This window comes from Streptomyces sp. NPDC058796, assembly GCF_042745235.1.
Lineage (GTDB): Bacteria > Actinomycetota > Actinomycetes > Streptomycetales > Streptomycetaceae > Streptomyces.
Window position 1 is genome coordinate 140,370 of the sequence record NZ_JBHYOP010000004.1, and the last position, 20,856, is coordinate 161,225.

Annotated in this window: 17 protein-coding genes; 5 read left to right on the forward strand and 12 right to left on the reverse strand. The window is 72.7% G+C overall.

The genetic code is table 11. From position 1 onward, the window contains the following. Positions 1-231: 231 nt before the first annotated feature. From ACFW47_RS12490 to ACFW47_RS12505, 4 genes are all read right to left on the reverse strand, one after another. Positions 232-906, reverse strand: a complete 675-nt coding sequence (locus ACFW47_RS12490) for a LuxR C-terminal-related transcriptional regulator (RefSeq protein WP_386281069.1) — start codon at positions 904-906, stop codon at positions 232-234. 181 nt (positions 907-1,087) lie between these two features. Continuing rightward, complete coding sequence (locus ACFW47_RS12495) at positions 1,088-2,932, reverse strand: PQQ-binding-like beta-propeller repeat protein (protein WP_386305749.1); 1,845 nt, start codon at positions 2,930-2,932, stop codon at positions 1,088-1,090. A 55-nt stretch (positions 2,933-2,987) separates the two neighbouring features. Beyond that, complete coding sequence (locus ACFW47_RS12500; protein ID WP_386305751.1) at positions 2,988-4,772, reverse strand: PQQ-binding-like beta-propeller repeat protein; 1,785 nt, start codon at positions 4,770-4,772, stop codon at positions 2,988-2,990. 238 nt (positions 4,773-5,010) lie between these two features. Beyond that, the gene (locus ACFW47_RS12505) at positions 5,011-6,825 is read right to left on the reverse strand and encodes an ABC-F family ATP-binding cassette domain-containing protein (RefSeq protein WP_386305753.1); all 1,815 of its coding nucleotides are present in this window, start codon (positions 6,823-6,825) and stop codon (positions 5,011-5,013) included. Between the two features lie 156 nt (positions 6,826-6,981). Here ACFW47_RS12505 and ACFW47_RS12510 point away from each other — a divergent pair, with 156 nt between their 5' ends. Further along, positions 6,982-7,575: a Uma2 family endonuclease gene (locus ACFW47_RS12510; protein ID WP_386281062.1), complete on the forward strand. Its 594-nt coding sequence runs from the start codon at positions 6,982-6,984 to the stop codon at positions 7,573-7,575. A gap of 3 nt (positions 7,576-7,578) precedes the next feature. Here the strand turns inward: ACFW47_RS12510 and ACFW47_RS12515 are convergent, their stop codons facing one another. From ACFW47_RS12515 to rsmI, 6 genes are all read right to left on the reverse strand, one after another. Continuing rightward, positions 7,579-8,472, reverse strand: a complete 894-nt coding sequence (locus ACFW47_RS12515; protein WP_386305754.1) for a 4-(cytidine 5'-diphospho)-2-C-methyl-D-erythritol kinase — start codon at positions 8,470-8,472, stop codon at positions 7,579-7,581. Positions 8,473-8,479: 7 nt separating this feature from the next. Further along, positions 8,480-9,340, reverse strand: coding sequence for a 16S rRNA (adenine(1518)-N(6)/adenine(1519)-N(6))-dimethyltransferase RsmA (gene rsmA, locus ACFW47_RS12520; RefSeq protein ID WP_386305756.1), 861 nt, complete (start codon positions 9,338-9,340; stop codon positions 8,480-8,482). A 68-nt stretch (positions 9,341-9,408) separates the two neighbouring features. Continuing rightward, positions 9,409-10,695: a ubiquitin-like domain-containing protein gene (locus ACFW47_RS12525; RefSeq protein ID WP_386281056.1), complete on the reverse strand. Its 1,287-nt coding sequence runs from the start codon at positions 10,693-10,695 to the stop codon at positions 9,409-9,411. A gap of 107 nt (positions 10,696-10,802) precedes the next feature. After that, positions 10,803-11,693 (reverse strand): TatD family hydrolase, encoded by an 891-nt coding sequence (locus ACFW47_RS12530; protein WP_386305758.1) that lies wholly within the window; start codon positions 11,691-11,693, stop codon positions 10,803-10,805. 41 nt (positions 11,694-11,734) lie between these two features. Then, on the reverse strand, positions 11,735-12,190 hold the full coding sequence (locus ACFW47_RS12535) for a hypothetical protein (RefSeq protein WP_386281049.1): 456 nt from the start codon (positions 12,188-12,190) through the stop codon (positions 11,735-11,737). Positions 12,191-12,339: 149 nt separating this feature from the next. Next, a complete protein-coding gene (rsmI, locus tag ACFW47_RS12540; RefSeq protein WP_386281046.1) occupies positions 12,340-13,188 on the reverse strand; it encodes a 16S rRNA (cytidine(1402)-2'-O)-methyltransferase in 849 nt (282 codons plus the stop codon). Positions 13,189-13,270: 82 nt separating this feature from the next. Between rsmI and ACFW47_RS12545 the strand changes: the two genes are divergently transcribed. The 3 genes from ACFW47_RS12545 (at position 13,271) to ACFW47_RS12555 (ending at position 18,656) form a co-directional block, all read left to right on the forward strand. After that, on the forward strand, positions 13,271-15,016 hold the full coding sequence (locus ACFW47_RS12545) for a dolichyl-phosphate-mannose--protein mannosyltransferase (RefSeq protein ID WP_386281044.1): 1,746 nt from the start codon (positions 13,271-13,273) through the stop codon (positions 15,014-15,016). A gap of 234 nt (positions 15,017-15,250) precedes the next feature. Then, positions 15,251-16,876: a penicillin-binding transpeptidase domain-containing protein gene (locus ACFW47_RS12550; RefSeq protein WP_386305759.1), complete on the forward strand. Its 1,626-nt coding sequence runs from the start codon at positions 15,251-15,253 to the stop codon at positions 16,874-16,876. Between the two features lie 118 nt (positions 16,877-16,994). Next, on the forward strand, positions 16,995-18,656 hold the full coding sequence (locus ACFW47_RS12555) for a penicillin-binding transpeptidase domain-containing protein (RefSeq protein ID WP_386305760.1): 1,662 nt from the start codon (positions 16,995-16,997) through the stop codon (positions 18,654-18,656). A 31-nt stretch (positions 18,657-18,687) separates the two neighbouring features. On the opposite strand, the gene ACFW47_RS12560 is transcribed toward ACFW47_RS12555, so the two are convergent. Continuing rightward, positions 18,688-19,065, reverse strand: a complete 378-nt coding sequence (locus ACFW47_RS12560) for an SsgA family sporulation/cell division regulator (protein WP_386281038.1) — start codon at positions 19,063-19,065, stop codon at positions 18,688-18,690. Between the two features lie 238 nt (positions 19,066-19,303). Here ACFW47_RS12560 and ACFW47_RS12565 point away from each other — a divergent pair, with 238 nt between their 5' ends. Further along, the gene (locus ACFW47_RS12565) at positions 19,304-20,494 is read left to right on the forward strand and encodes a serine hydrolase domain-containing protein (RefSeq protein ID WP_386281264.1); all 1,191 of its coding nucleotides are present in this window, start codon (positions 19,304-19,306) and stop codon (positions 20,492-20,494) included. A gap of 30 nt (positions 20,495-20,524) precedes the next feature. Here the strand turns inward: ACFW47_RS12565 and ACFW47_RS12570 are convergent, their stop codons facing one another. Beyond that, positions 20,525-20,800, reverse strand: coding sequence for a DUF1876 domain-containing protein (locus ACFW47_RS12570; RefSeq protein WP_073729796.1), 276 nt, complete (start codon positions 20,798-20,800; stop codon positions 20,525-20,527). Between the last annotated feature and the right edge of the window lie 56 nt (positions 20,801-20,856).

The following is a 20,856-nucleotide window of genomic DNA, read 5'->3' on the forward strand; positions in this document are numbered from 1 at the left end:
GGGGGTGCGTACGGCGGGAAGGGGACGTGTCGGGGGGGGCGTCCGCCCGCAGCGGTTGGCGCGTCAACGCCGCCCACCCCCGTAGCCGACCGATTCCGCGCCGTTCCGACGACGGACATCCCCCGGCGCGGCCCCGACCCACACCACCACGCACCGCGCCGCCCGCACCCCCACCGAACCCGCACAGGCGCCGCAGGCATCCCACCCGCACCACCGCCGCAGGCACCCCGCTCAACCGCCGGAGGCGACCGCCCGGTCCAGCAGCCCCGTCCGAGCCGCCAACGCCGCCGCCTCCAGCCTCGACCCCACGCCCAGCTTCATCAGCACCCGCTGCACATGCGTCCGGGCCGTGGACGGCGCGATGCCCATCCCCGCCGCGATCAGCCGGGTGTCCTCCCCGTCCGCGACCCGCACCAGCACCTCCACCTCCCTCGGCGTGAGCATCTGCAGCAGCCGCTGCCCCTCGTCGTCGGGCTGGGCCGCCGGGTTCAGCAGCTCGCCGAACGCCCCCTGCAACAGCGCCGGCGCCACCGCCGCCTCCCCGGCCCGTGCCTTCATGATGGCCCGCTCGACGCCCTCTATCCGCTCGTCGTGCCGCACGTACCCCGACGCCCCCGCCGCGAACGCCGCCGCGATCCCGCGAGGGTTCGGCACGGGCCCCAGTACCAGCACGGCCACCTGCGGGCGCTCCCGCTTGATCCGCACCACCGGGTCGAAGACTCCCGGCTCGGCCGGTGCCGCCGTCCCCAGCAGGCACACCTCCGGCGCCCGGCTGATCACCAGCTCCGCGGCCCCCGCCGCCGGCGCGGCCGCGGCCAGCACACGATGCCCCCGCAGCTTCAACGCCGAGGCCAGCGCCTCGGCGAGCAATCGGTGATCGTCGACCACCATGAGCCGTACACCCATCGAGCAACCCCCCAGTCACCCTCCCCGGTCCCCCGGAAGCTACACGCTAGCGCCCCCTCGCGCTGCCCCTACCGGCAAGAACCGCCCCCGTATCACCGAAATCCATGCGGCACGCCACGCGGCACGGCCCCGCCCCCCAAGCAAGGGGACGGGGCCGTCACGGACCACGGCGCCGCGCGTCTCAGCCGCTCGTGCCGAACGCGATCGCCAGGTACTCCTTGTCGTCCGCGCTGCTCGGCTCGCTCGCGTACACCTGCGACATGTACAGGTGGCCCTGCGAGTACCGGATCTCGGAGTAGTCCGGCGACATCCGGGCCTCCACGTTCCGCACCGCCTCGGTCGCCGGGTTCTCCATCAGCGTGGTCTGCTTGAACGTCCCGCCGTCGATGCTCACGACCTGGCCGCCCTTGTCGTACGGAGGGCGCTTGTACGCGATCACGTTGCCGCCGTCCATGCGCAGCGGGGTGATGGTGTAGCCGTCGCCGGCGTCGGCGCGCTCGCCGGTCTGCTTGCCGGTGGTCAGGTCGAAGGCGACGACCTCGTTGGTGCGGCTGTAGGACTCGCCGCCGCTCTCGTGCTCCTCGGTCGCGATGTAGAGCCGGTTGTTGCCGACCGCCAGACCGCGGCAGTCCTCGACCTCGGTGATCGACTCGCAGCTGGCGCCGAACTCGTCACCCGGCGCGGAGATGCGGTTCAGGAGCTTGCCGGTCTTGTTGTCGATGGAGAAGAAGTCCGAGATGCCGCTTCCGTCCCCGGCGGAGTCGCCGATGTCGGCGGCCACGACGAGCGGTTCGGTGGAGACGACGGCGGCGTACTCGATGCCCTTGGCCATCTTGTACTCGGAGATCACCTTCCCGCTCTTCGGGTCGATGGTCTGGATGTTCAGCTGCCGGGCATCGTACGAACCGCACTTGCGCACCGCGACCAGCTTCTCGCCACCGCCGTAGCCGGCGTCGTAGCAGGTGTCGGTGGGCTTGGGGGACCACAGCTCGTCACCGGTGGCGATGTCCCAGGCGATGCCGCCGTCGGTGCTGCCGACGGCGACGGTGCCGCCGCTCAGGGTCACGTTGTCCAGGGACATCGGCCGTCCGCCCGCTTCGACGGGCTTGGTCCAGGCGGTCTTGCCCGCCGCCAGGTCGAGCACGGCGATCTCCGTGCAGGACTGCGGCTCGGCCTTGGTCGGCATGGCGGGCTTGTAGATGATCGCCGTCTTGTTGTCCTCGGTGATCCGGTGGCTGGCCTCGCACACCGGGCCGGGCAGGTCGATCGTCCAGGCCTTGCTGCCCTTGTCCCGGTCGTAGCCGACGATCTCCGCGATGCCGGTCTTGGCGTACACCTTGTCGGTGAGCCAGGAACCGGTGGTGGGGATGCTCGAGGTGTCCTTGGGGACGGCGGGTGCGGGGACCTGGAAGAGCACCTTGGACGCCGGGTCCGAGGGCACCTTCTCCTCACCGCCGGAGGACTTGCCGCCGGAGCCGCCCTTCTCGTCGGTGCCGCCCTTGCCGCCCGAGCTCGCGGTGTCGTCCTTGCCCCCGTCGTCGGAGGACTTGGCGTACCAGACACCGCCGCCGACGATCAGCGCGATCGCGACGACGGCCGACACGATGATCGCCATCTGCGCGTTGATCCTCCGCCCGCCGCCGCCCGGCCCTCCGGGCTGGGGCTGCATCGGCATGGTCGGCTGCTGATAGCCGTACCCGGGCTGACCCGGCAGTCCCGGCTGCCCGTACGCGGGCGTCGGCTGCCCGTACGGCCCCGGCTGGCCCGGCTGACCCGGATAGCCGTACCCGGGCTGCGGCTGCGGCGGTGTCTGCGGGTACCCGTACCCGGGCTGCGGCACGGGCCCGGACGGCGGGGCGGCCGGGGGTGTCTGCGGGTAGCCGTATCCCGGCTCGGGCGCCTTGCCGAGGTTCGGTCCGCCGCCCGCGGGCGGGGTGGGCGGCTGCTGCGGCGGCTGGTTCTGCGGCGGGCCGAAGCCGCCGCCCTGCGGGGGCTGGTTGGGCGGCGGGGGCGGCGGCTGGGTCATGACGTGATTACCTCGGGGAGCGGGGACGGAGGACGGAACGCGCGGAGGAAGAAGGTCACTTGCCGAAGGCGAGCATCAACTTCTCCTTCGCTTCGTCGTTCCCGGTCAGGCGGGTGCTGGAGATGTAGAACCGCCCGTCGACCCAGTCGATGTCCTTGGAGTAGAAACTGTTCTCGATGTCCGCCACGGCCTGCGGGTTCTGCAGCAGCTTGGCCGGCTTGTGGTCGCTGCCGCCGGTCGGGATCGACACGACCTGGCCGCCCGCGTCGTACGAGGGCTGGACGTACGCGATGAGCTGGTCGCCCTCGACCTTCATCGGCATCATCGACTCGTCCGCGGGGGACTTGGTCCGCCACTTCTCCTTGCCGGTGGTGAGGTTGATGGCGACGATCTCGTTGGCGCCGCTGGTGGCCTCGGTCGGCAGGTAGAGGGTGCCGCCGCCGACGGCGACGCCCGCGCAGCCCTGCAGGTCGCGTTCGAGGATCGCCCAGCCGCATTCGGGGGCGAAGTCCTCGTCCACGCCGACCTGTTCCTGGACCTTGCCGGCGGAGGTGAAGGTGGAGATGTTCCAGACCTTCTTGTCCTCGTTGGTGGCGTAGACGACCAGCGGGTCGACGGAGTAGGCGCGGGCGACCCGCCAGCCCTTCTCGTAGGCGTAGGTCCACAGGACCTTGCCGGTCTTCGGGTCGAGACCCTGGAGCTCGTCGTGCGCGTTGTTGCCGCCGGCGCCGCAGGAGGCGACCTGGACCAGCTTGTTCGCGCTGCCCGCGAAACCGGCGGGGAAGCAGGCGTCGCCGTACTTCTTCTTGTCGTACAGCTTCTTGCCGCTGGTGACGTCGTAGGCGGTGCCGGACTGGGAGCGGCCGACCATCAGGGTGCTGCCGCTGACGGTGAGCTCCACGGAGAGCGTGGAGTCGAACAGCTCGCCGTCCCCGACCTCCTCCGACCAGCCCTTCTGGCCGGTGGCGAGGTCGATCTCCTGGAGCTTGTTGCACTTCGCGCGGTCGCTGGAGCCGCTCATGTAGGCGACGACGATCTTGTCGTCGGCCGTCTTCTCCGGGGTGACCGCGCAGATCTTCTCGGGGAAGGTGATCGGGTCCCAGCTGGGCTTGCCGTCGCCGACGTTCCAGGCGAAGACCTGCTTGTACGCCGCCTTCACCGCGGCCTTGTCGGTGACCCACATGCCCTCGGCGTCGGCGCCGGAACCGGGCGCGTCGGGCGCCTCCTTGTACCAGAGCACCTTGGACTCGCCGGCCTGGCGGCCCTCGTTGAGGTTCTCGGGGTCCTCGCCGCCGTCGCCGCTGCCGTCACCGGGGTTGACCGGGGCGCCGCCACCGGAGCCGGAGGGCTTGGGGTCGTCGCTCTTGCCGGCGACGGGCTTCTTGTCCTTGTCGTCACCGCCGGCCGCGGTGACCGCCCACACGCCGCCGCCGATGACGAGCAGGGCGGCGACCGCGGCGCCGACCGCCAGGGCCGGCTTGCCCTTGAACGGGTTGCGGGAGCCGGAGCCGCCGGGCGGCGGGGTGCCGGGCGCGCCCGGGAACTGCGCCTGCGGGTAGCCGTACCCCGGCTGACCGGGCTGCCCGGGCTGCCCGTACGGGCCGGGCTGCTGCGGCTGGCCGTACGGGCCGGAATTGTACGGTCCGGGCTGGCCGTAGGGACCCGGCTGCCCCGGCTGCCCGTACGGTCCCGGCTGGCCGGGCGGCTGCTGCGGGTATCCGTACCCCGGCTGCGGCTGCCCCTGCGGGGGCGGCGGGGTCGGTGCCCCGAAGCCTCCCGGCGGTGGGTCCTGCGGTGCTCCGAAGCCACCCTGCGGCGGCTGGTTGGGCGGCTGGCTCATCAGCGCGTTCCCCCTTATGACTCACTGATTTTTAGCCACGTCCCGAGGTACGCGCTGGCCTCGGAGTCGTTTCACGGCAGTCGTTCAGACAGTTCTCAGACGGCATTTCTATCACCCGGGCCGAAGGGCACACCGGGCCGCGTCCGCCCCTGTTCCCAAGGGAGGACCGGCCCGTGATGCCTCTGTTACGCGCCTTCACGCCCTCTTCACGCCACGCGCGCCCCCTGCGCGCAGGGCGTCAGGCGTCCTCGGCGAGTTCCAGCCAGCGCATTTCCAGCTCCTCGCGCTGACCGGCCAGTTCCCGCAGCTCGGCGTCGAGTTCGGCCACCTTCGCGAAGTCGGTGGCGTTCTCGGCGATCCGTGCGTGCAGCTTGGTCTCCTTCTCGGAGACCTTGTCCAGCTGCCGCTCGATCTTCTGGAGCTCCTTCTTCGCGGCGCGCACGTCGGCGGCGCTCTTCTCGGGCACGGCGGCGGCGGGCTTGGCCGCCACGGCCGGAGCGCTCGACGCGGCGGCCTCCTCCATCCGCTTCCGGCGCTCCAGGTACTCGTCGATGCCGCGCGGCAGCATCCGCAGGGCGCCGTCGCCGAGGAGGGCGAAGACCCGGTCGGTGGTCCGCTCGATGAAGAAGCGGTCGTGGGAGATGACGATCATCGACCCGGGCCAGCCGTCGAGGACGTCCTCGAGCTGGGTCAGGGTCTCGATGTCGAGGTCGTTGGTGGGCTCGTCGAGGAAGAGGACGTTGGGCTCGTCCATGAGGAGCCGCAGCAGCTGCAGCCGCCGCCGCTCACCGCCGGAGAGGTCCCCGACCGGCGTCCACTGCTTCTCCTTGCCGAAGCCGAAGGTCTCGCACAGCTGCCCGGCGGTCATCTCCCGGCCCTTGCCCAGGTCGACGCGCTCGCGCACGCGCTGCACGGCCTCCAGCACCCGCCAGGTCGGGTCCAGCTCGGCGACCTCCTGGGAGAGGTACGCCAGCTTGACGGTCTTGCCGACGCGCACCTGCCCGCCCGCCGGCTGCTCCTCGCCCTCGCTGCGGGCGGCCTGGGCCATGGCCCGCAGCAGGGACGTCTTGCCGGCGCCGTTGACACCGACCAGGCCGATGCGGTCGCCGGGGCCGAGCTGCCAGGTGACGTGCTTGAGCAGCACCTTGGGACCGGCCTGGACGGTCACGTCCTCCAGGTCGAACACGGTCTTGCCGAGCCGCGACGAGGCGAACTTCATCAGCTCGCTGCTGTCCCGGGGCGGCGGCACGTCGGCGATCAGCTCGTTGGCGGCCTCGACGCGGAAGCGCGGCTTGGAGGTGCGGGCGGGCGCCCCGCGCCGCAGCCAGGCCAGCTCCTTGCGGACGAGGTTCTGCCGCTTGGTCTCCTCGGTGGCGGCGATGCGCTCGCGTTCGGCGCGGGCGAAGACGTAGTCGGAGTAGCCGCCCTCGTACTCGTAGACGTCGCCGCGCTGCACGTCCCACATGCGGGTGCAGACCTGGTCCAGGAACCACCGGTCGTGCGTCACGCACACGAGTGCCGAGCGCCGCTCGCGCAGGTGCTTGGCGAGCCAGGCGATGCCCTCGACGTCGAGGTGGTTGGTGGGCTCGTCGAGGACGATCAGGTCCTGTTCCTCGATGAGCAGCTTGGCCAGCGCGATCCGGCGCCGCTCACCACCGGAGAGCGGACCGATGACGGTGTCCAGCCCCTGCGGGAACCCCGGCATGTCCAGCCCGCCGAACAGCCCGGTCAGCACGTCGCGGACCTTGGCGTCGCCCGCCCACTCGTGGTCGGCCATGTCGCCGATGACCTCGTGGCGGACGGTCGCCTCGGGGTCCAGCGAGTCGTGCTGGGTGAGCACGCCGAGGCGCAGTCCGCCGGAGTGGGTGACGCGTCCGGTGTCGGGCTCCTCCAGCCTGGCCAGCATCCGGATCATGGTCGTCTTGCCGTCGCCGTTGCGGCCGACGACACCGATGCGGTCCCCTTCGGAGACGCCGAGGGACACGCCGTCGAGGAGTGCACGGGTGCCGTACACCTTGCTGACGTTCTCGACATTGACCAGGTTGACGGCCATTTCTCTCCTGCCTGGGGGATCGATCAGCCTTCAAGCGTAGGCCCTCCGGGGGGTGGGGGGACGCGGGCGGGGGTGGTCACTCTTTGTGGTGACGTGTGTCGGACCGTCCGGCTACGGTGGGGAGCAGGCAGCAGGATCCCGTCCATGGGAGGAACCATGACCGCCGAGTCCGTAGAGCACCACGTCTCGTGGCCGGTGCCGCCGCCGGCCGGATACACCGTGGACGACCTGTTCACGCTGCCGAATCTCCCGCCGCACACCGAGCTGATCGACGGGAGTCTGGTTTTCGTGAGTCCGCAGCGCCGTTTCCACGCGAATGTGATCGACCTGCTGGTCTGGGGGCTGCGCGCAGGATTGCCCGCCGAGTTCAAGGTCAGCCGGGAGATGACCACCATCCTCGACCGGCGCAACGGTCCGGAGCCCGACGTGAGCATCGTCCGTGCCGAGGCGGTCACCGGGCCGACCCAGACGAGCTACCTGGCTGAAGACGTTCTCCTTGCCGTCGAGGTCGTCTCCCCGGACTCCGAGTCCCGCGACCGCACGACCAAACCCCAGAAGTACGCTGCCGCCGGCATCCCGAACTTCTGGCGCGTCGAGCAGGGCGGTACGGACGGCAGGCCGGTCATCCATGTCTACGAACTCGACCCGATGACCAAGGCTTATGTGCACATGGGCATGCACCGTGACCAGATCAAGGTCGAAAAGCCCTACGTCATCGACATCGACCTGACTGCCATCGACAACCTCTGACTCTCAGACCACCGTCGCCCCCGCCGCCGCCCCCACCGCGGTCCGCACGTCCCGGCACGTCCCCGACGCCCGCAGCACGCCCGCAATGTCGGAGGCCGACCCGGCGTCGGGGGCGAGGAAGGCCGTCGTCGGCCCCGAGCCCGAGACGATGGCCGCCAGCGCCCCCGCCGCCCGCCCTGCCGCGAGGGTGTCGCCCAGTTCCGGGAAGAGGGAGAGCGCGGCCGGCTGGAGGTCGTTGGAGACGGCCACGGCGAGCGCGGCCGGGTCGCCCTTGGCCAGGGCGTCGACGACCGCCTGGTCGGCGACCGGCTCCGGAATGTCCAGGCCCTCCCCCAGCCGGTCGAACTCGCGGAAGACGGCCGGGGTCGACAGCCCCCGCGCGGCCAGTGCGAACACCCAGTGGAAGTCGCCGCCGACCTCCAGCTCCGCCAGCTTCTCTCCCCGCCCGGTGCCCAGCGCCGCCCCGCCGACCAGGCTGAACGGCACGTCGCTGCCCAGCTCGGCGCAGATCTCCAGCAGCTCGTCGCGCGAGGCGCCGGTGCCCCACAGGGCGTCGCAGGCGACCAGGGCACCCGCGCAGTCCGCGCTGCCGCCCGCCATGCCGCCGGCGACCGGGATGTCCTTGGCGATGTGCAGGTGGACGTCGGGGGCGCGGCCGTACCGCTCGGCGAGGGCGAGTGCCGCGCGGGCCGCCAGGTTGGTGCGGTCCAGGGGGACCTGGCCGGCGTCCGGGCCCTCGCAGGTGACGCGGAGTTCACCGGCGGGGGTGGCGGTGACCTCGTCGTACAGGGAGACCGCGAGGAAGACGTTGGCCAGGTCGTGGAAGCCGTCGGGGCGGGCGGCGCCTACCGCGAGCTGGACGTTGACCTTGGCGGGGACGCGGACCGTCACGCTCACTTGCTCGTCACTCCTTGTGTTCGGCGATACGCGCGAACTCTTCCACGGTCAGCGCCTCTCCGCGCGCCTGCGGCGACACGCCCGCGGCGACGAGGGCGGCCTCGGCGGCGGCTGCGGACCCCGCCCATCCGGAGAGGGCGGCCCGCAGCGTCTTGCGGCGCTGGGCGAACGCGGCGTCGACGACGGCGAACACCTCGCGCCGGGACGCGGTGGTCTTCAGCGGCTCGGTCCGCCGGACGAGTGACACCAGGCCGCTGTCGACGTTCGGCGCGGGCCAGAAGACGTTGCGGCCGATGGAGCCGGCCCGCTTGACCTCGGCGTACCAGTTGGCCTTCACGGAGGGGACGCCGTACACCTTCGAGCCGGGTCCGGCGGCGAGACGGTCGGCGACCTCCGCCTGGACCATGACGAGGGTCCGCTCGATGCCCGGGAAGGTCTCCAGCATGTGGAGGAGGACGGGCACGGCCACGTTGTACGGCAGGTTCGCGACCAGCGCGGTGGGCGCGGGGCCCGGCAGCTCGGTCACCTGCATGGCGTCGGAGTGGACGAGCGCGAACCGGTCGGCGCGCTCGGGCATGCGGGCGGCGACGGTGGCGGGCAGGGCGGCGGCCAGGACGTCGTCGATCTCGACGGCGGTGACCCGGTCGGCCGCCTCCAGCAGGGCCAGGGTGAGCGAGCCGAGACCCGGTCCCACCTCGACCACCACGTCGTCGGGGCGTACCTCGGCGGTGCGGACGATACGGCGGACCGTGTTCGCGTCGATGACGAAGTTCTGGCCGCGCTGCTTGGTGGGGCGCACACCGAGGGCCGCCGCGAGTTCGCGGACGTCGGCGGGACCCAGGAGGGCGTCGGGGGTGGGGCTGCTCACCCCGCAAGGGTAGCCGGGGGCGGGAGGGGGGCCGTCCGCCCCGAGCGGCGGGGGCTGCCCGGGGACGGTCAGTCCTGCAGGCGGGCCCCGCAGTGCGGCCACGGGCTGCTGCCGCTGCGCACGTACAGCTTCTTCGCCCGGTACGTCTGCTCGGCGGGCGTCGCCTCCTCGGGGCGCCCCTCGCCGCCGAGGCTGTGCCACGTGTCGGCGTCGAACTGGTAGAGGCCCCCGTACGTCCCCGAGGGGTCGACGGCGTGCGGGCGGCCGCCCGACTCGCAGGCGGCGAGGGCCTGCCAGTTCAGGTGGTCGGCGCCCCGAACGGACGCGGGACGGGCGCGGGTGCCGACCCGGACGATCTGCGGGCGGGGTGCGCGCACCAGCTCGGTGCGCAGCTCGCGCGGTTTCTGCCGGACCCCGTTGACGGTGCGCAGGGCGTAGGTGGTCCGCCGCAGGCCGGGCCGTCCGGCCTGCTGGACGACCTCGGTGCCCCGGTAGAGGGTCGGGTCCTCGGTCCGTCGCTCGGCGAAGGGGACCGGGTCCTCGCGGACCTCCTGGGAGCCGGTGATCCGCAGCACGGTGACGGTCTGCCCGTCGCGGGGGAAGCCGGTGCCCGGGACCGAGGTGGTGTCCTCGCCGCGCAGTGTGAACCCGGCCTGCTCGACGGCCTCGCGCACGGTGGCGGCGTTGGTGCGGACGGTGCGGGCCCGGCCGTCCGCCATGACGGTCACCACGCGCTCGGTGCGCACGTCCAGGGCGAGTCCCTCGCGTCCGATGCGCCGGGAGGCGGGGGCGGACAGGTACGCGCCCTGGGTGCGTACGCCGAGTTCCCGCAGCGCCCCCTCCACCGTCTCCGCGGTCGTCCACACCTGGCGGCGGCGGCCGTCGAGGGTGAGCAGGACGGGGCGTCCGTGGCGGACGGTGACCTCCTCGCCGCTGGTCAGGCCGGTGCCGGGGGCGGGTGTGATCACGTCGTGGGCGCCCACGTGGACGCCTTCCTCGGCGAGCAGTTCGGTGACGTCGTCGGCGAAGGTGTGCAGCGTGCGCGGGGTGCCGTCGACGGTCAGCTCGACCGCCTTGTCCTTGGCGACGAAGGCGGTGGTGCCGCCCGCGAGGAACGCCACGACCAGGGCGCGCGGCACCAGGCGGCGCAGGGAGCCGTCGGCGGGTGCGGGCCGGCGTTCCCGGCGCCGGCGTGCGGCCCGGCCGCCGTCGGGGGCGGGGGCGGGCACCGGCACCGGGCGGGTGCCCTGCCGGGGCAGCGGGGGACGGTAGGCGTCGCCGTACGGCAGGGTCGGCGCGCTGTGGACGTCGTACGGCGCCCCGGTCTCGTAGGTCTTGAACTGCGTTCCGCTCACGCCGACACGCTCCAGGGGTCCGGATCGGGCTCCCAGAACCTAGCGGAGCGTTCGTCACTCTCCAAAGCCGGACGGGTACTCAGCGTGGCGAACGGGTGCGCCCCGCCTCAGTACCCGAAGGCGCGCGCGGTGTTCGCGGCCAGCGCGGTCGCCAGCGTGTCCTCGTCGACGCCCCGCACGGCGGCCATGGCACGCACCGTGACCGGGATCAGGTAGGGGGCGTTCGGCCGGCCCCGGTAGGGCACCGGCGTCAGGAACGGCGCGTCGGTCTCCACGAGGACCAGGCCCGCCGGGGCGACGGCGAGGGCGTCGCGGAGGTTCTGGGCGTTCTTGAAGGTGACGTTCCCGGCGAAGGACATGTAGTAGCCGGCGCTCGCGCAGACCTCGGCCATCTCCGCGTCGCCGGAGTAGCAGTGGAAGACGGTGCGCTCGGGGGCGCCCTCCTCCTTGAGGACGCGCAGGACGTCGGCGTGGGCGTCGCGGTCGTGGATGACCAGGGTCTTGCCGTGCCGCTTGGCGATCTCGATGTGGGCGCGGAAGGACCGCTCCTGCGCCTCCTTGCCCTCGGGGCCGGTGCGGAAGTAGTCCAGTCCCGTCTCTCCGACGCCCTTGACCTGCGGAAGTGCCGCCAGCCGGTCGATCTCGGCGAGCGCCTCGTCGAGCGCGGCGTCCCCGCCGGGCCCGCGCGCTCCCTGCCGCGACCAGCCGTCGGGATCGCCGTGGACGATGCGCGGCGCCTCGTTGGGGTGCAGGGCGACCGTGGCGTGGACGGCGTCGTGGGCCGCCGCCGTCTCGGCCGCCCAGCGGGAGCCGGCGAGGTCGCAGCCGACCTGGACGACGGTCGTGACGCCGGCCGACGCGGCCTTGGCGAGGCCTTCCGCCACCGTGCCCGACTGCATGTCGAGGTGGGTGTGGGAGTCGGCGACCGGGACCCGCAGGGGCTCGGGCAGCGGCGGCGCGTCGTTCTTGTCGGTGCGGCCGGAGGCGTTCGAAGGCATGCCTCCGATCCTACGAAAGCCCCGGCCGGGTCCCGGTGGGGTCAGCTCGCCCTGCGGTGGAGGTGCAGGGAGTGCAGGAGGCCGCTCAGGTGCCGGTGCCCGCGTCCGGCGGTCAGGCCCGGCGCGCCCGGCCCCGGCGCCTCGGGCACCACCTGGCCGGCCGGCACCTGGGGCACCTCCAGGGGCCCGGCGGGCGGCACCCGGTGGAAGCCGTGGGAGACGCCGCGCACCGAGGCGACCCGCCCCGGCCGCATGATCCGCACGACGTGGTTGTCGCAGTTGGCGCAGGTCGGCCGGGTCAGCGGGGAAGGCACGACGCGGCCGTCGGCGACGTAGAGCACGAACTCGTGGCCCTCGGCGTCCCTGTGGTGCTCGATCTCGAACGACTGCTCCCAGCCGTGCCCGCAGCGCATGCAGGCGAACGAGTAGGACTCGTGGACGACGTCAGTGGCTCCGGAGGCTGTTCCGGTCCGTGCCGCGCTCTCGTTCGTGCTCATCCCGGCTCCTTCGGTCCGTTCGCCTTCCTGCCACCAGTGGACTCCTCCACCAGCCGGAAAGCACCAGGCAGTGCCGAGTGTTTGAGCCGATTTGGGCTGCCCTTGACGGAAGTGCCCGCAAGGTCAGGGCCGGGTCAAGCGCGGCCGGATCACGCCCCCGCGTTCTTCGCCGCCACCACCGCGTCGAACACCTCGCGCTTGGGCAGGCCCGCCTGCGCGGCGACCGCCGCGATGGCCTCCTTGCGCCGCTCCCCCGCCTCCTCGCGCACGCGGACCCGGCGCACCAGTTCCGCCGCGTCGACCTCCTCGGGGCCCAGGTCCGGGGCGCCCTCGACGACGACGGTGATCTCGCCGCGCACCCCTTCGGCGGCCCACGCGGCCAGCTCGCCCAGCGCGCCGCGCCTGACCTCCTCGTAGGTCTTGGTCAGCTCCCGGCAGACGGCGGCCCGCCGTCCCTCGCCGAACGCCTCGGCCATGTCGGCGAGCGTGTCGTCGAGGCGGTGCGGGGCCTCGAAGTACACGAGGGTCCGGCGTTCCGCGGCGGCCTCGCGCAGCCGCGCGCGCCGTTCGCCGGCCTTGCGGGGCAGGAAGCCCTCGAAGCAGAACCGGTCGACGGGCAGCCCGGACAGGGCGAGCGCGGTGAGCACGGCGGACGGACCGGGCACGGCGGTGACCCGGACGTCCCGCTCGACGGCGGCGGCGACCAGCCGGTAGCCGGGGTCGGACACGGACGGCATCCCGGCGTCGGTCACCAGCAGCACGCGCGCGCCGCCCGCCAGCTCCTCGACCAGCTCCGGGGTGCGGGCGGACTCGTTGCCCTCGAAGTACGACACGACACGCCCGCGCGGGGTGACGCCGAGCGCCTGGGTGAGCCGGCGCAGCCGCCGGGTGTCCTCGGCGGCGACGACGTCGGCTCCGGCCAGTTCCTCGGCGAGCCGGGGCGGCGCGTCGCGCACGTCGCCGATGGGGGTGCCCGCCAGTACAAGGGTTCCAGTCACGTCCCCATCCTCCCAGCAACGCGTCGGGACCGGTCCGGGGCATGCGCGGGACGTGCACAGCACGGTTCCCTACGATGGCGCGGTGACCAGTACCGCGTCCTCCACGGACACCCGGCAGGACCAGGCCCCGCACGAGCAGCGGCCGGCCTGGCAGCAGCGGCTGCGCCGCTTCGGCTACCCGGCACCGCCCGCGGCCGACGACGTCCGCGACCGGCTGGTGCCCCCGTACACGCGTCCGGGGCCGCGTCTGTGGGTCTTCCTCGGGCTGTCGAAGACGCGCGCCGAGCGGTTCGTGCGCTGGTCGGCGTGGGGCGGGCCGCTGCTGGTGGCGCTGTTCGCGGGGGTGCTGCGGTTCTGGAACCTGGGCAGCCCGAAGGCGGTGATATTCGACGAGACGTACTACGCCAAGGACGCGTGGGCGCTGATCCACCGCGGTTTCGAGGTCAACTGGGACAAGAACGCCAACGACCTGATCCTGAACTCCGGCGGCGACGTCCCGATCCCCGCGGACGCGGCGTACGTCGTGCATCCGCCGGTCGGCAAGTACGTCATCGGTCTCGGCGAGCTGCTGTTCGGCTTCGACCCGTTCGGCTGGCGCTTCATGACGGCGCTGCTCGGCACCCTCTCGGTGCTGCTGCTGTGCCGGATCGGCCGGCGCCTGTTCCGCTCGACCTTCCTCGGGTGCCTGGCGGGCGCGCTGATGGCGGTGGACGGGCTGCACTTCGTGATGAGCCGCACCGCGCTGCTGGACAGCGTGCTGATGTTCTTCGTGCTGGCGGCCTTCGGGTGCCTGGTCGCCGACCGCGACTGGGCCCGCGGGAGACTCGCCGCCGCGCTGCCCGTGGACGCCGACGGCCGGGTCCGCCCGGACGCGGGCCTCGCGGAGACGTTCCGGTTCGGGTGGCGGCCGTGGCGGCTGGCGGCGGGGCTGATGCTGGGTCTGGCCGCGGCCACCAAGTGGAACGGCCTCTACATCATGGCCGCGTTCTGCGTGATGGCCGTGCTGTGGGACGTCGGCACCCGCCGGGTCGCGGGCGCCCACCGGCCGCACCTGTCGGTCCTCAGGTACGACCTGGGCTGGGCGTTCCTGTCGACCGTGCCGGTGGCGCTCGGCACCTACCTGCTGTCCTGGCTGGGCTGGATCCTCTCCCCGTCCGGCGGCACCGGGGGCTACTACCGCGACTGGGCGGCGACCGACGGCGAGAACAGCTCCTGGTCGTGGCTCTTCCCGGACTGGTGGCGCAGCCTGTGGCACTACGAGACGCAGGTGCTGGAGTTCCACACCCACCTGACGTCGCCGCACACGTACCAGTCCAATCCGTGGAGCTGGGTCGTGATGGGCCGCCCGGTCTCCTACTTCTACGAGTCGCCCTCACCGGGCTCGGACGGCTGCCCGGCCGACGCGGGCGAGAAGTGCGCCCGCGAGGTGCTGGCGCTGGGCACGCCGCTGCTGTGGTGGCTGGGCTGCTTCGCGCTGCTGTACGTGCTGTGGCGCTGGGTCTTCCGCCGGGACTGGCGGGCGGGCGCCGTCGCCTGCGGCGTCGCGGCCGGCTATCTGCCGTGGTTCCTGTACCAGGAGCGCACGATCTTCGTCTTCTACGCGGTCGTCTTCGTACCGTTCCTGTGCCTGGCGGTGGCGATGCTGCTGGGGGCGATCATCGGCCGGCCGGGCTGCGGTGACGCCCGGCGGGTCGCGGGGGCGACGGGCGCGGGCGTGCTGGTGCTGCTGATCGCCTGGAACTTCATCTACTTCTGGCCCATCTACACGGGCACGGCGATCCCGATGGAGGACTGGCGCGCGCGGATGTGGCTGGACACGTGGGTCTAGCCGGGGCCGCTGCCTGTCGTCCCGCGGCACTCCCCGGGCCGCCGCCGTGCGAAGGGGGCGCTCAAAGACGGCTCACTCGACCGTCCCGTCCTCACGGGTCTCCTTTGGGCCACCAAACGGAAACATCCGTACCGCTGGGCTCCCCCTGCGCATAGAGTGCAACCCACAACTGCTTCTGAACGCGTTCAATAATGCGGGTGGAAGGTCTGACGGGGATTTGGGAGGGGACTGCCGATGGGCAGGGGGGTGAAGGTCGCCGTCATAGGCGGCGTGTTCGCCGTGATGGTGGGCGGGGCCGGGTACGGCGCCTACAACATCGTGTCGGCGCTGGACGGCGGGGGCGGCTCGGGGAGCGCCGGTACCGCGAAGAAGAGCGGGCCGCCCGACGGTGACGAGGTCGGGGAGACGACCGAGAAGTTCTTCACGGCCTGGGAGAAGGGCGACGCGACGACGGCGGCGTCGTACACGAACAACGCCTCGGCGGCAGGGACGCTGCTCACGGCGTACGGCGAGGCGGCACACATCACCGACGTGGACGTCACGCCCGGCACGGCGACCGGCACCAGCGTGCCGTTCACGGTGAAGGCGAAGGTGTCGTACGAGGGGGTGACCAAGCCGCTGTCGTACCAGAGCGAGCTGACGGTGGTGCGCGGGGAGACCACCGGGCGGGCGCTGGTGGACTGGAAGCCGTCCGTCGTCCATCCGCGGCTGAAGGACGGCGACACCCTGGTCACCGCGGAGTCGGAGACCCCGCAGATCCAGGCGGTCGGCCGCAACGGCACCGTGCTGACCAAGGAGAAGTACCCCTCGCTCGGTCCGGTGCTGGCCACCCTGCGGGAGAAGTACGGCGCCAAGGCGGGCGGCACCCCCGGTGTCGAGCTGGTGGTGCGGCACACGGCCGCCGACTCCCCCGACACTCCGCTGCTGACCCTCGCCGAGGGCGAGCCCGGCAAGCTGGAGACGACGCTCAGCGCGAGCGTCCAGGCGGCGGCCGAGAAGGCCGTGAAGCGGTTCGGCGAGTCGTCCGTGGTCGCGGTCAAGCCGAGCACCGGCGAGGTGCTGGCCGTGGCCAACAACCGGGCGGACGGCTTCAACGCGGCGTTCCAGGGGCGGGTCGCCCCCGGCTCCACCATGAAGATCATCACCGCGGCGATGCTCATCGACAACGGCGTGACCTCGATGAACGGACCGGCGCCCTGCCCGGACACGGCGATCTGGAAGGGCCAGACCTTCAAGAACCTCACCGGCATGGAGCCCAACGAGGGCGCCACGCTCGCCAACACCTTCATGCGCTCCTGCAACACGGGCTTCATCAAGCTCATCGACGAGGTCACCGACGCCTCGCTGACGACGGAGGCCGAGGAGCGCTTCGGGCTGGGCCGGGACGACTGGCAGACCGGCATCGTCTCCTTCGACGGCAGCGTCCCCGCCGTGAGCGGCCCGGACCGCGCGGCCAACGCCATCGGTCAGGGCAAGGTCCAGATGAACCCCCTGAACATGGCGTCGGTGACGGCGACCGCCATCACCGGCGAGTTCCGCCAGCCGTACCTGGTCTCCCCCGACCTGGACGGGCGGCAGCTGGCCACCGCCAAGGGCCTGCCGCGGAGCACCGCCGACCAGCTCAAGCAGATGATGCGGCTCACCGCCACGCAGGGCACCGGCGCCGCGGCCATGTCCGGGCTCGGCGGCGACATCGGCGCCAAGACGGGGTCGGCGGAGGTCGACGGGCAGACCACGTCCGACAGCTGGTTCACCGGCTTCCGCGACGACCTCGCGGCGGCGGCCATGGCCGAGGGAGCCGGCCACGGCGGTGACGCGGCCGGCCCGATCGTCGCGGACGTGCTGCGCGCCGGTGGCTGAACCCGGCCGGTAGGACCCGCCCGGACGCCCTAGGGTGGTCGCCGTCGGGGCGGGCGCGCGGCAGCGCGTCACCGACGGCGGGGACCACCGACAGGGCAGCGCGAAGGAACGGGACGCAGTGGGCAGCAGAAGGGCCGCCGCCGAGCGGCGCAGTACGAGACCCGCCGTGATCGGCAGTGTCGCCGCCGTGGTCGTGGCCGGCGCCGGATTCGGCGCCTACGCCATGTACGGCGGCGAGGACGGCGGGCGGACCACGTCCGCGGCGGCCGGGGAGAAGGTGAAGTCCGGCCCGCTGACGGCGGCCGAGGTCACCGCCACGGCCCAGCGGTTCCTGACCGCCTGGCAGAACGGCGACGTCGCCGGGGCGGCCGCCGCCACCGACGACGCCGAGGCCGCGAAGGCGCTGCTCACCGGCTACACCAAGGACGCCCGCGTCAAGGGCGTCACCCTCACCCCGGGCACCCCCGCCGGGGACAAGGTCCCGTTCTCCGTGAAGGCCACCGTCGTCCACGAGGAGACGAGCAGGCCGCTGACGTACGACAGCGCGCTGACCGTCGTACGCGGCCCCGGCGACGGCCGGCCCCTGGTCGACTGGCACGCCGCCGTCGTCCACCCGGAGCTGAAGGACGGCGACAAGCTGGTCACCGGCGAGGCCGGGGACCCGCCGGTCGAGGCGCTGGACCGGGACGGCGGAAAGCTCACCGCCGCGGAGTACCCCTCGCTCGGCACCGTCCTGGACGGCCTGCGCGAGAAGTACGGCGAGAAGGCCGGCGGCACCCCGGGCATCGAACTGCGCGTGGTCCGCGGCAAGGAGTCCAAGGCGGCCAAGGCCTCCGACAAGACCCTGCTGGAGCTGAGCGAGGGCACGCCCGGCACCGTGAAGACCACCTTGGACCCGGCGCTGCAGGCCGCCGCCGAGCAGCAGGTGTCCGGCAAGGCGCGGGCGTCGGTGGTGCTGATGCGCGCCTCCACGGGCGAGATCCTCGCCGTCGCCAACGGCGGCCACGGTTTCAACACCGCCTTCCAGGGCTCGCTGGCGCCCGGCTCCACGATGAAGGTCGTCACCGCCTCGTTGCTGATCGAGAAGAACCTGGCGTCGATGGACGAGAAGCACCCGTGCCCGAAGTACTTCAGCTACGGCGGCTGGAAGTTCCAGAACGACGACGAGTTCGAGATCAAGGACGGCACCTTCAAGGCGAGCTTCGCCCGCTCCTGCAACACCGCCTTCATCAGCCAGGCCCCCGAGCTGAAGAACGACGACCTGACCAGGCAGGCGAAGGAGGTGTTCGGCCTGTCCATGAACAACTGGTCCGTCGGCGTACCCACCTTCGACGGCTCGGTGCCCGTGCAGAGCGCCGCCCCGATGGCCGCCTCCCTCATCGGTCAGGGCGGGGTGCGGATGAACCCGCTGAACATGGCGTCCGTGGCGGCGACCGTGAAGTCCGGCTCCTTCCACCAGCCGTACCTGGTCCCCCCGTCGGCCGACGGGCGCGAACTCGCCACCGCCTCCCGCACCATGTCGGCGTCCACGCTGGCGCAGCTGCGCGAGATGATGTCCTACACGGCGGCCGCCGGTACCGCGGCGGAGCCCATGGCCGGGGTGGGCGGTGACGCCGGGGCGAAGACCGGCTCGGCGGAGGTCGACAACCAGGAGAAGCCCAACGGCTGGTTCACCGCGTACAAGGGCGACCTGGCCGCGGCGGGCGTCGTCCAGCAGGGCGGCCACGGCAGCGAGAGCGCGGGACCGATCGTCGCGGCGCTGCTGAAGAACGCGGGCTGAACCGGCCCCTCGGAGGCGAGGCGCCGGTGGATCAGTGGGCCACCGGCTGCGCGACCGCCGTATAGGTACGGCGCAGGAACCGCATGACGGCCTTGGTCTCGAACTGCACCACCGAACAGCCCTGCGGGGAGTGGAACTCGATCACGGCCTGCACCCGCCCGCACGGCCACACCCGCACGTCGCCGGTCCCGGTGGGCGCGCGCAGCCCCTGCTCCAGCAGGGCACGGGGGAAGGTCCATTCGCGGGAGGCGGGAGTCCGCCCCCGTGCGGGCAGGGCCACGCACACCGACCGCGGGTCGTGGTCGGGGTCGTAGCGCAGTACGACGGGTATCGTCCCGCCGTCGTCCCAGTCCGGGAGGTCCGCGTCGGTCAGGATGTGGGCTCGTGCGTGCTGTTCGACCACCGACATCGGATCGCCCCTTGCGCTCTGTGACCTGTGCGAAAGCTGTGCGCCCCACCCCTGTCCAATGTCCCACATTTCCCGCCTCACGCCCTTCGGGCCGGATATCACATGTGAGATCAGCCCTCCGCGCTCCGCGGGCACCGGTACTACCGGCGGCGCGGGCGAGGAATCGCAGGCGCCCGGCGACGGTTGCACCCACTGTCGCAGGCGATCCGAAGGGACGGGTGGAGAAGTGAGCGCGGACGTGGACGTGCGGGGCACGGTGGCTGAGGGGTTCGAGCCGGTCAGGGACGCGTTCGCACGGAACTTCGCGGCACTCGGGGACCGGGGCGCGGCGGTCGCCGTCTACCGGGACGGGCGCAAGGTCGTCGACCTGTGGGGCGGCACCAGGGACGTCGACGGCACGGAACCGTGGCGCCGGGGCACCGCGCAGGTGGTGCGCTCGGCGACGAAGGGCGTCGCCGCCGCCGTACCGCTGCTGCTGCACCAGCGCGGGCAGCTGGACCTGGACGCGCCGGTGGCGGCGTACTGGCCCGAGTTCAAGGCGCACGGCAAGGAACGCGTACTGGTCCGGCACGTCCTGAACCACCGGGCGGGCCTGCCGGTCCTCGATCACCCGCTCACCCCTGCCCAGGCCCTGGACCCGCTGCGGGGCCCCGAGGCGGTCGCCGCGCAGGCACCCGTCTGGGAGCCGGGCACCGACCACGGCTACCACGCGCTCACCTACGGCTGGCTCCTCGACGAGCTGGTGCGCAGGGTGACGGGCGGGCGGAGCACCGGTGAGTGGCTCGCGGACGAGATCGCCCGCCCGCTGGGCCTGGACCTGTGGCTGGGCCTGCCGGGCGCGGAGGAGGCGGCGGGCCGTGCGGGCCGGGTCGGGCGCCTCGACGAGGCCGAACCGTCGGGGAGCGGCCCGCGCCTGCGCCCCAAGCGCGCCGTCACCGAGGCCTACACGGACCCGGGCTCCCTCACCCGCCGCGCCTTCGCCGCCGTCACCCCGTTCCCCGACCAGAACGACCCCGCGTACCGTGCGGCTGCCCTCCCGGCGACCAACGGCATCGCGACGGCGGACGCTCTGGCCCGCTTCTACGCGGCGCTGATCGGCGAGGTCGACGACGTGACCCGGCGGGCGCGGCTGTTCGACCCCGCGACGACGGAACTGGCCCGCGCCGAGGAGTCGTCGGGCCCCGACCGCGTCCTGGTCGTCGGCACCCGCTTCGGCCTCGGCTACATGCTGCACGGCAGCGCGTCGCCGTTCCTGTCCCCCGGCTCCTTCGGCCACCCGGGCCGCGGCGGCGCCCTCGGCTTCGCCGACCCGGAGACCGGCGTCGCCTTCGGCTACGTCACCAACGGCTTCCGCAAGACCGTGACGGCGGACCCGCGGGCGCAGGCGCTGGTGCGGGCGGTGCGGACGTCGCTCGGCACGGACGGCTGACGGTCCCGCCCGGCCCGCTCCGGCCCGGTGTCACACGTGGATCGGGTGGGACGTCCTGCCCGACGCGGCGTCGATCTCGTCGTGCGCCTTGGTGAGCAGTTGCATCGCCAGCTCGTTCAACGCGCGTGCACCGGCGACCTCTTCGCCGACCCTCGGCTGCTGGGCGTCCACGCGGTGGCGGCTGGCGTGGCCGTGCGCGCGGACCTCGGTGCCGTCGGGGAGCCGCACCATCGCGACCGCCCGCGTGTGCTGGTCGTCCTCCATGAACTCCAGCTCGACATGCCATCCCACTGCGGTGTGCATCATGACGATCACCTCCGGAAGTCCTCCTTCCAGAGTGCTCCTCGCGGGCGCCGCACGCA

Coding starts and splice junctions, on each gene's coding strand:
- ACFW47_RS12560 (WP_386281038.1), bottom strand. CDS start 19,065: ATGTCGGTGGTCGAACAGCACGCACGAGCCCACATCCTGACCGACGCG.
- ACFW47_RS12500 (WP_386305751.1), bottom strand. CDS start 4,772: ATGAGCCAGCCGCCCAACCAGCCGCCGCAGGGTGGCTTCGGAGCACCG.
- ACFW47_RS12570 (WP_073729796.1), bottom strand. CDS start 20,800: ATGATGCACACCGCAGTGGGATGGCATGTCGAGCTGGAGTTCATGGAG.
- ACFW47_RS12550 (WP_386305759.1), top strand. CDS start 15,251: ATGGGCAGGGGGGTGAAGGTCGCCGTCATAGGCGGCGTGTTCGCCGTG.
- ACFW47_RS12510 (WP_386281062.1), top strand. CDS start 6,982: ATGACCGCCGAGTCCGTAGAGCACCACGTCTCGTGGCCGGTGCCGCCG.
- ACFW47_RS12535 (WP_386281049.1), bottom strand. CDS start 12,190: ATGAGCACGAACGAGAGCGCGGCACGGACCGGAACAGCCTCCGGAGCC.
- ACFW47_RS12490 (WP_386281069.1), bottom strand. CDS start 906: ATGGGTGTACGGCTCATGGTGGTCGACGATCACCGATTGCTCGCCGAG.
- ACFW47_RS12505 (WP_386305753.1), bottom strand. CDS start 6,825: ATGGCCGTCAACCTGGTCAATGTCGAGAACGTCAGCAAGGTGTACGGC.
- ACFW47_RS12530 (WP_386305758.1), bottom strand. CDS start 11,693: ATGCCTTCGAACGCCTCCGGCCGCACCGACAAGAACGACGCGCCGCCG.
- ACFW47_RS12495 (WP_386305749.1), bottom strand. CDS start 2,932: ATGACCCAGCCGCCGCCCCCGCCGCCCAACCAGCCCCCGCAGGGCGGC.